The 1,106-nt window shown below is 64.5% G+C and carries 1 protein-coding gene; it reads right to left on the reverse strand.

The window, feature by feature from the left end:
* Positions 1-1,084: 13E12 repeat family protein (locus tag ABLE94_RS26325; protein ID WP_348810309.1), on the reverse strand; the 1,084-nt coding region annotated here is incomplete at its 3' end.
* Positions 1,085-1,106: the final 22 nt, after the last annotated feature.

Here is a 1,106-nt window from a genome sequence, read left to right on the forward strand (position 1 = left end):
TGATGCTGGGGATGTCCAGGGTGGGAAACTCGCTGACGGTGACCAGCTGTCCCGAGCTGATCAGCGATCGGGCGTGGGAGTTGTCAATCACGCCGAAGTACTCCAACCGGGCCTCCCGCTGCCCGGACGGATCGGTGATCAACGACAGCGACAACTGCGAATCGCTTTCGGTGTCGGTGTCGGGTTGCGCCTCTTCGGTATCCGTTGCATCGAAGTCAGCGTCGTCGTCGGTGATCGTCTCGGCATCGTCGGTGACATCGGCGTCACCATCAGCGTCCGACTGTGCATCGTCGGTCGTCTCGAGATCGTCGGTTACGTCGGCGTCCGCATCGACATCGTCGGACGGATCAGTCTCGTCGACGTCGATGTCGAGGTCGGTCAGACCACTCGGCTCCTCCGGCAAGGGGATCGCCCGGGAGCAGTCGCCTCGCCCGCATTCGCACGACAGGTGCGCGCCGGGCAGTCCTTGGATTTCGGCGAATGCCGCGACCTGCACCTGACCCTGACGACGCGGATCACGTGGGCAGATCCGCTCACTGATCATCTTCGCGATCCGCGCCGCCAGGTGGGCACCCATCTCGCCGGGGGCGTAGACGGAGATGCTGCAGTGCCCGTTGGTATCCCGACGCACCCGCACGTTCTGATCGCGTGCGGCGGCTTCCTCGCGCCGGTCGGCGGCACCGTCAGGATCCAGCGCGATCACCATCTCGACGACCTGATCCCGCAATGTCGTATCCGCCTGATTGCGTTCGGCGAGCTGCAGTGCACGGGTTTCGGCGAAGGCGCGGACATCGTCGTCGGACAGGACGCCGATCTCGTTGGCGATGATGCGGATACGTTCCAGGCAGTGGTCACCGTCCAGGAACGCGGCGGTCACCGTCGGGAGCGTCGACAGCAGAAAGCTCAGCGTCATCCACGCGGTGGCTTGCGGCACCGAGACACCCAGGGTGGTCGATACCTTGCCGGTGACGGCTTTGTCGACGGCACCGGTGGTGTGCACGTTGGTCTGATGGCCCGAGAGCAGCATCTCGTCGTATACGGTGTGCCCGATCCGCGCCGCCGACAACACTTTCCGTGCGATCACTTGTCGTTCCTGGCGTTGCAAC

The sequence above is a fragment of the Gordonia sp. VNK1 genome (genome assembly GCF_040049135.1).
In the GTDB taxonomy this organism is placed as follows: domain Bacteria; phylum Actinomycetota; class Actinomycetes; order Mycobacteriales; family Mycobacteriaceae; genus Gordonia; species Gordonia oleivorans.